General features: G+C 38.0%; 9 protein-coding genes. 6 read left to right on the forward strand and 3 right to left on the reverse strand.

Annotated features, from left to right (window positions below; all coding sequences use genetic code 11):
* Positions 1-87: 87 nt before the first annotated feature.
* The gene (locus tag GKR48_RS17670) at positions 88-852 is read left to right on the forward strand and encodes a hypothetical protein (RefSeq protein ID WP_154629011.1); all 765 of its coding nucleotides are present in this window, start codon (positions 88-90) and stop codon (positions 850-852) included.
* Positions 853-893: 41 nt separating this feature from the next.
* Here the strand turns inward: GKR48_RS17670 and GKR48_RS17675 are convergent, their stop codons facing one another.
* Positions 894-1,103, reverse strand: coding sequence for a helix-turn-helix transcriptional regulator (locus GKR48_RS17675; RefSeq protein ID WP_154629012.1), 210 nt, complete (start codon positions 1,101-1,103; stop codon positions 894-896).
* Positions 1,104-1,559: 456 nt separating this feature from the next.
* Here GKR48_RS17675 and GKR48_RS17680 point away from each other — a divergent pair, with 456 nt between their 5' ends.
* The gene (locus GKR48_RS17680; protein WP_154629013.1) at positions 1,560-2,222 is read left to right on the forward strand and encodes a hypothetical protein; all 663 of its coding nucleotides are present in this window, start codon (positions 1,560-1,562) and stop codon (positions 2,220-2,222) included.
* Between the two features lie 68 nt (positions 2,223-2,290).
* Here the strand turns inward: GKR48_RS17680 and GKR48_RS17685 are convergent, their stop codons facing one another.
* Both GKR48_RS17685 and GKR48_RS17690 read right to left on the reverse strand, forming a co-directional pair.
* Positions 2,291-2,875 (reverse strand): inovirus Gp2 family protein, encoded by a 585-nt coding sequence (locus GKR48_RS17685; RefSeq protein ID WP_154629014.1) that lies wholly within the window; start codon positions 2,873-2,875, stop codon positions 2,291-2,293.
* A gap of 479 nt (positions 2,876-3,354) precedes the next feature.
* On the reverse strand, positions 3,355-4,839 hold the full coding sequence (locus tag GKR48_RS17690; RefSeq protein ID WP_154629015.1) for a YfjI family protein: 1,485 nt from the start codon (positions 4,837-4,839) through the stop codon (positions 3,355-3,357).
* Between the two features lie 464 nt (positions 4,840-5,303).
* Here GKR48_RS17690 and GKR48_RS17695 point away from each other — a divergent pair, with 464 nt between their 5' ends.
* From GKR48_RS17695 to GKR48_RS17710, 4 genes are all read left to right on the forward strand, one after another.
* The gene (locus GKR48_RS17695; RefSeq protein ID WP_154628777.1) at positions 5,304-6,032 is read left to right on the forward strand and encodes a DUF3944 domain-containing protein; all 729 of its coding nucleotides are present in this window, start codon (positions 5,304-5,306) and stop codon (positions 6,030-6,032) included.
* Positions 6,033-6,088: 56 nt separating this feature from the next.
* The gene (locus GKR48_RS17700; RefSeq protein ID WP_154626589.1) at positions 6,089-6,766 is read left to right on the forward strand and encodes a helix-turn-helix transcriptional regulator; all 678 of its coding nucleotides are present in this window, start codon (positions 6,089-6,091) and stop codon (positions 6,764-6,766) included.
* Positions 6,767-6,775: 9 nt separating this feature from the next.
* Positions 6,776-7,825, forward strand: a complete 1,050-nt coding sequence (locus GKR48_RS17705; RefSeq protein ID WP_154626587.1) for a hypothetical protein — start codon at positions 6,776-6,778, stop codon at positions 7,823-7,825.
* Between the two features lie 57 nt (positions 7,826-7,882).
* Positions 7,883-8,079 (forward strand): hypothetical protein (locus GKR48_RS17710; RefSeq protein WP_154628776.1); only part of this gene is annotated, 197 nt, incomplete at its 3' end.

Consider the following 8,079-nt stretch of genomic DNA (forward strand, 5'->3'; position numbering starts at 1 on the left):
TCAATAAATTAGCAAAAAAATAAGCAGACTGTTATAACTTTATGGCTCTGATAGCGTAAAGTAAGTTAACCTCATAGGAGTAGAATAATGGAAAATATCATTCTTCAAATGAAGAAAAAGTTTAAGTCACTTGCTATTGAGGCCATAGTAAATGAACAAGAAAAAGGAAGCATTAAGACTAATTCTCCAGTTGCGCTGTTCAATGAAATTATAGAATACGTCAAAGCACAGGTTAATGAATTGGATCAGCTTGATCCGGATGCTGTGTATGGACCTGATAATTATGTTATTCCTACTACTGTTGAATCTATAATATACGAGTATCACTTCAATATAATTCATAATAATACTCCATCATCACAACTCTATTATGCAATTGGACTTTATGCTGCATCGGAATTAAAACTTCAAGCTCATAACACACAACAAGCATTTGACTACCTTCTTGATGCTTACTATCGTATTGGTTATTGTGATGGTTTAAGTTCATATCCGTCCGGAAACACTTCAGATAACACTTTGGAAGAGCGAAGAGCCGACTTTTCAAGGCGTGGCTCACAAAATAAGCGAACTCAAGATTCTGAAAAAACGAAAAAAGAAGTAATTGATTACCTTACAGCAGATCCTGATAAAAAGAATTGGAGGTCTTATCGTGAGGCCATTAAAGATATAATTCCAATGTTAATACAGAAATCATTAGAACTAGAAGGTACAGAATCGTCATTTAAAGTCGATCAACATACAATTAAAAGTAATTTAATGACCTGGTTTAGACCAAAAAGTGGTGATTCAGAATCCAATAAAAATTATCAGCAATCAATAAAAAACATTTTTTCTGAGAAATCAAAATAATATTAGTTCATGGCGGCAATTGCAGCCGCCATATCTATCTTTTACCCTCTTTTATTTTTTTTAGTTTCTAACCAGTTATTTATTTCATCTTCAAGCCAACCAACCATTGTTTCGCTAATCTTAACAGGCCTCGGAAAATCACCTTTGAACCTTGGTGACTTGCGATTTAGCCAGTCATATAATGTTGATTTACCGATTTTCAATCGGCTAATCACATCCTTCACTCTCAAAATAACCATTTGATTTTTCATAACATATCCTTTTTTAATTGATAGATTTAACTATTTCTTGTTGACCAAATACAGGATATGTATTCTTTTTTTCTAATACTAGTAGCAGAGCTTGAGTAAAAATTTAAGCTCAGCTCAACCGCGCAATAAATGAACAATTAGTGTTATTTTGTATGAATCTCGACCTTTTAACATTCAAAAAAATATTCACTTAGAGTCATACGTATGCTCAATACTCTTAAAAAGGTAGAATTGAAAATTCTTAAGAAAAAAGTATTTAACCTATGTCATTATTGTTCTAGATTTCTAAGCAAAAGGATTTCCAACAATGAATACCTTTATGGTTACAAGACAAGATGAGATTTTCCCGAGAAGCAATAGTGAACAACTATTTCAAATACAAGATGATTTACTTTTTGACTGTATCGGAATAGGAAAAGCATGTTCTAATGATCCAAATCGAGTTACTGGTTTTAATTGTGGAAAGCGGTTTGGGTACGCATTACTAACCTATTTTTATCTAGAGCTTTAAACATTCAAAGACTCCCTTTCTGCGAAGACAGAATTTATACTGACTACTTCAACTATCACTATGATCGTAATGAAAAAGAAATATTGAGCACGCTAGATAGTGATAAAGTTCAGAAAATATGTGATGAAGTTTTACGGCTATATCAACACACTCAACTCCACTTAGCTAAAATATCAGCTCAAACTATCTTCATACGTCGTGAACTAAGCAATAAAAATGGTTATGTCGATAAAATACTTAAACTCAAAAGCTGCGCTGAATTATTAGGCCTTACTGAAATTAAGATTGAAATGGATACATTGAACTCATTTGGCGACCAAAACTGCTACTGGGCAGATATTGCATTAGAGCTAGAAGTTCCTGCAAAAGACATATTTTACTGTAGCCAGCTCATAGCTGACCGTCCTTTCCATTCAAAAACTGTGGAGTCTGGTGAATGGATTGTTATCAATCGGTCACCAACTGGTGTTGTACACATTCCTGTTTCGAGTATTCGTATTCGTTCAGGTAAACATATCGATATGAAACCATTGAGCAAGAGTGAAGCAGAATCATTTATAAGTAATTATTATCCTATTGAACTACGCACATTATTTGATAGAAGCTAAAAAATCATTATGAGGGCAAATCCTCTTGCCCTTTCAACTAATAACACTAAAGTATCCCTATAGATAAGTTATCTACGACTCATCCCTATAGATCGATAACCGTCGTGATAACACTTTGTATGGTCTTTCGCTAAGTAATCTAGACGCCCCTGTAAATTCGCCAATTGTTGGAGATATTCACGTTTATTCACATTGAGTACATAAATCCCGTTTTTCGTGAAATGAACCAGCCCTTTGTATTGGGCTAACTCAATGCCCAACGCACTACACCATGCTTGCTGGATCAGTCCTGCTAAGCTGGTCGTTGATCCAAAGTGTCCTGCACTCCAGTAAAAATCTTTATTCAGCAGTAATAAAACGTGGTAATGCTTACGGTGATTAAGCTCACCAATCTCACGTACCCAAATATACCGTAAACGATTATGCCAGTTACGTTCCCAATCGTGATTTTTATTTTTACTAGCAACTTTAACCTTTGCTTTCAACGATTCGATAAAACGCGTTATCTCTTTATTTGAATCGCCATATTGGTAATCAGAAGGGAAGTGAAGATCGATTCGCAAAGCAAGCGTACGAGGAAACTCTTGTACAGCATCATTAATCACATCCGAGAAGGCTTGTTGATATTGCGCATTATACGTATACGGTTTCATCTTTATTTTGACATCCCTTAATTAGATATTAAAAGGAAGTGTCGGTATCAGTAATTATGTTATTCCAATCTATATTATTATGATGATAACCAATGAGGCATAAGAGATGCGACCTCATTAATTAACTGAGCATACATTTAGTTAATATAATTAGAATCCATTTCTATTAAATGATATTAATCATCATTAAATACATATGGTAATTAATATATGTATTATTAATAAAAACATATATAATCGCGATACTGGAAGTTGCATATTACCAGTGTCACTTCATGCCCATAATGCTCGAGCTACGCAGTTGCTCAAAAATGCAACTTGAAGTTTATTGAGTATATAATGATAAACATATATTACTATACCGACACAATAAAACTTAACGACTAGAGAAAAACAAAAGCCATAGACCTTTATTAACTCGGTAAAATGTCAGAATGGGAATAATTTCACTCTGATATTATTTTTGTGCAATTTTATCATTAAACTCTGCGATTAGTTGCTACAGTAGCAGTCGTACCTAATGGGTAAAATGAATACGCAGGATGTTTTGTAAAAATATTGTTAGCAAATTTATTACCTTCATTGACAAGTTTTGCACCACGCAGAGAATAATTTGTATATACTGCATTTTCTTTTTCTAGGTTTGAAATAACCGTTGCCAGTAACTTACCTTTTCGTAATGCACTTGGACCATATCGTCGAATATCATTAAACTTTATTACCCCCCACTCTCTACCACTTTGATAATACTCACGGTGTAGCCATGATAATAATAAGGCTTCATAATACCCGTTTTCATGCCCAAATAAATGAATAGCTTGTTGCATATACCATTCACATATCACTGATGCACCATCAATATATTCCTTTTTTATGTCACAATTTCCTTCAAGAAAATAACTAAATACTGCAGCTAAACGTGCAATATTATTTGCTAATTTAGATGCGAAATCTCCCATACTGGCATATTCTTCCTCCGGAAGCAGTCGACGCTCTATGCTATTGTAAATTTGTTCCCATGCGTATTTTGCTGATGGTTCCAGTGGTAAACATAATTTTTCATCTGTTTTTTTCTTTGAATTATTTTCAGCTAATAAATTATTTATTCGACGATGAAAGTAACCAATATTCATATTTAGAGTCAGGTTATTTTTTATAAAACGTGCACCTTGGGTCGTCAAATTTTCATCAATATTCACAACCAAACAACGCGCAAAAAAACCACTTCCCCTCGCTTTATCTCCTTGCCGCTTTAAATATAAATCAAACGGTTTTTTCTGCACCATCACAGATAGCGTAATACGCCCATCTTCTATCGTAAAACTTGATGTTGTTTTACGGTCAACATGAAAACTTACACCATCCCACATGGCATTAATAAAGCTTAAATCCTTCATAACTTGCCTATCTAAGATATTAGCCCCCTCATCAGCAATTAATCCAATATGAGGATAATTATTGAACATCCCCATTTGTAATGCTTCAGGTGTCACATTGTTGTAAATATATCGATGATGCTTTGGCTGAATGGGTTTCTTTATTTGTAAAGCTTTGAGCTCCTCTGATACCCCTTCAGTACTTTGCCCTTGAGTTGTTTTCTTACGGATCTGGCTTAGGATAGCTTTTTCTTTCTCTTTCCAAATCTGCATTTCAAGTGAATAGTCTGTTTTCTTTTGTTCAAACTCCTTTAATGAATTCGTATCATATTGATAAAAAGGTTTCATCACTATTTTATCGACTGTTGTTTTACGCTCCCCTGAGTTTGCTATCACAAGTAAAAACAATGACACAGGAAACGGTGCCATTTGGTTAACTCTAACATTTATCAAGCCTTGGCAAGACAAAGACATTGCGCTAATCACAGAGGAGGCAATTAATGGAACTGGTGCTTGGGTGCATTCATGAACATCACAAATAATGTCACGAATAAGTGATGGAAAAGCATTTAATGGAAAATGAGACATATTTTCACCTTACGTTTTTTGTTTCGAGGTGACTAATTAATCGCATTCCAAGTAGCAAGTCAACAAATTAATTTCATATATATCAATATGTTAGTTGGTTTAAATCAGACTAATTAAGACTCTCTCAGATGAAATTGGATAGGTAAAAAATGCATTTTGCACTTATTTGAATGCTGTTTTTTTGAGCTTTTTTACATTTACTTAAAATTTATTATTGAAAATATGTATTCTATATTTTTTTAATCAAAGGATAGTTATTTCACTAACTCAAATATTTTTCAGATATATATCACTTACACGAAACCAAATAAACTCATTAATATCATTCAGTTAAATAAAACCAGTGACACACCCTGTCATTTCCCTTCATTTATTTCTCGAAAAAAAGTCAAATAGCCGGACATAACCTGTCCGGTGAGGTTGTTATCGTGGTGTTCTCTTTTTCAAGCTAGGGAATAACACTGATGGCAACTTATCGATTAGATACCGATTTAGCGTTTTTACGTGAATGCAGCAATGAAGAACTGGGCTTGCTTGTGTCTGTACTGACTCACGACAGCAAAGACGGACAAAAGCGTTGGACTGAAACCTTAACCAGCTCGCCTGAATATCAACTCTACCATCCGGAGCACCAGCAATACTGGATGTCGATTGCCGCTGAATTGCAAGCCTTTGGGGCTAACAGCTTGATGAGTTTCGTTCGAGGTAATAAGGGCGTGCTGTACCGTGAAATCTTACAGGATGTCTGTGACCACCTTGATGTCAATTATCCAAAGGAAGGTAATACCGAAACCTTGGAATTAAACTTGTTATTGAAAGTATTAGAAAAAAGCTTAAATGAGCTGACCACGGAAGAGTTACAAACCTTTTCTCGTAATATGCAGCTTAACCTTACCAACCCCACGCCACAATTGATTTTGATAGCGGTTCAAGCGGCTATCCGTACCTCGGGCATTGCCGCACTGGAAGTGGCCACACTCTCAGCCATTGGTGTGATTAATGCACTCGGCGGGGTAGCCACACTCGGTACACTCTTTGCAGCACACCGGGCACTTTCCTTGATTGCTGGTCCGATTGGTCTTGCAGTGAGCTCGGCATGGCTTGTCGCTGACCTAGCGGGACCCGCTTATCGGGTTACCGTTCCTGCCTGCATCATTGTGGCGTACTTACGACAAAAGACCTTATCGCAATAAGGTTCACCACACCCACTTTATCCGCTTGCCGGAGCTATTTTAATAAGGACAACATCATGTCGACTTCTGTGTCTCGCCATGACCGGCTTGCGTCTCGGTTGGCGTTTATTATCAGTCAATTATTTCGAGGAGAAACCGTTTATTTATCCGAGTTGTCAGAAGAGCTCAATGTCTCGACTCGTACCCTACGGCGTGACTTTAATGAGCGCCTTCAGTATCTGGACTTGGAATATCACCAAGGTGGCTATCGATTAGCCGCGTCACAGCGTCCCTTTCGTACCGATAAGGACATATTGCGTTTTGCCGCCATTACGCATATCACCTTACTGTTTCCGGCTTTAGACAGGAAGCTGTTAACGGTTCTGCTCGACCCGACAATTGATTCACCGTTCATTGTCTATCATACGCCTCCTGAGCAGCGTCCCTCGCTGTTCGGGGGCTTTTATATCCTGACACAAGCCATTGTAAAACGGCGTTTACTGCAATTTGCCCACCAAGGAAAAAACATCACGAACGTTGCCCCGTATAAGTTGATTTATTACCACGGTCATTGGTATCTCGCTGCCGATATCGCGCAGCACATTCATGTCTTTGATGTAATGGCCTTGCAAGATGTGGTCATGACGGCGCGGAGCTTTCGTTATCGTGAAGACCTCAACCAACGGTTATGTGAAGAGGCGTTTATTCAAGCCTTGCCCCATTACCAATATATTCAATCACTCGTTAAATTATAAGGTATTAAGATGAAAACTATTTTTTATACCGTCTGCATCAGCAGCGCGCTATTGCTGGGATGTGATGATGCAACCTCAACTCCTGCTAAGACTGTTTCCCAAGACATTTTGCGTGTTCAAGGATTGATTTATGATTACGACCGCAGTGTCACACTCGGCGGTGTACTCAACCACCGTAAAGACTGTGTTTCGCCTACATGGGAAACCTTAATGGATGAACAAGAAAGGCCCTTGGTAGTCTATAAGTGTCAGTTAGCTGAAGGGGCATTACAAACCGCGATTAACCACGATTTAAATAATTGGTATCAAACAGCAATAGACGGTATGACTAAACTCATACCGCGTTTTGCCAATGCGGAAACACCGAAAACAGATTCAACCCTTGAGGAGCAGAGGCTTACACAGGTTTTACAGGTCATCACAACACTGTCTCAACAGGACTGGTCACTACTCCGTGGCAATGTTGACCAGCCCTATGCAATGACGACACCGATTGCATTTAATGCCGGTTATACCCCGTCAGAGGAAGCAGAGCACCAGCTTAAAGCGTGGAATGCGTTAACGGAGACATTGAATGACCACGCCCCTGATGTTGGCTTGTATTTATTACCGTGGTTAAACCAAACGGAAAATGTCGAGGCAATGCTCCGGAAAAAGGTCTCTGAGCTTCAGCAACACAATGCCAATGCGTTAACACAATTTAAAAACCAGCAAAATGAAGGCGTTCAAATCACGGAGCAATACATCACAGACCTAAAACGCGCACAACAAAATGCGCAAGACTGGTCAATCACCCAAGTTTTTATTTGGAGCCTCGTTAACCCTGAAAAGCCTGTTCTAACACATGTTCTGTATAACCTAGAGGATAAACAAGGGCGGGAGGATTTTACCGCCATGATGGAAAAAACATTGGGCCGCTCGGCAAGAACGAATGCCGTCGCATGGGCGTACCAAGGTAAACTTGAAACACCTCAAATTATTAACGGAATAGCGAAAGCGTTATTTTACTACCAAACACAATCCTTTCAAAAACCGGATATCGCCCGATATCAATACTGAGTTTTCACACACTATTCGGCGTTCATATTCAGTGAACGCCTGACTAAAGGGTAATCTATGTCCATTTTTAAACTTATCGCCACCTCTGTGAGCGTTATGACACTGGTGTCTATCACCTACTACGCCCAGAAGACGGTCAATGAGCAACTTACGCTTGAAGGCGAGTATTCTGATGCAGAAATTCAAGCGGCTCGACTTGGTGCAACACTAGCCTGTACCACGTTATTAGGCGGTGCCATTGAGCGACTGCTTAA

Origin of the sequence: Providencia sp. wls1943 (genome assembly GCF_009706275.1) — a bacterium.
In the GTDB taxonomy this organism is placed as follows: domain Bacteria; phylum Pseudomonadota; class Gammaproteobacteria; order Enterobacterales; family Enterobacteriaceae; genus Providencia; species Providencia zhijiangensis.

Bases quoted from the DNA above. Each gene is read 5' to 3' on its own strand.
- GKR48_RS17670 (WP_154629011.1), top strand. From the start codon at position 88: ATGGAAAATATCATTCTTCAAATGAAGAAAAAGTTTAAGTCACTTGCT.
- GKR48_RS17675 (WP_154629012.1), bottom strand. From the start codon at position 1,103: ATGAAAAATCAAATGGTTATTTTGAGAGTGAAGGATGTGATTAGCCGA.
- GKR48_RS17685 (WP_154629014.1), bottom strand. From the start codon at position 2,875: ATGAAACCGTATACGTATAATGCGCAATATCAACAAGCCTTCTCGGAT.
- GKR48_RS17690 (WP_154629015.1), bottom strand. From the start codon at position 4,839: ATGTCTCATTTTCCATTAAATGCTTTTCCATCACTTATTCGTGACATT.
- GKR48_RS17695 (WP_154628777.1), top strand. From the start codon at position 5,304: ATGGCAACTTATCGATTAGATACCGATTTAGCGTTTTTACGTGAATGC.
- GKR48_RS17700 (WP_154626589.1), top strand. From the start codon at position 6,089: ATGTCGACTTCTGTGTCTCGCCATGACCGGCTTGCGTCTCGGTTGGCG.
- GKR48_RS17705 (WP_154626587.1), top strand. From the start codon at position 6,776: ATGAAAACTATTTTTTATACCGTCTGCATCAGCAGCGCGCTATTGCTG.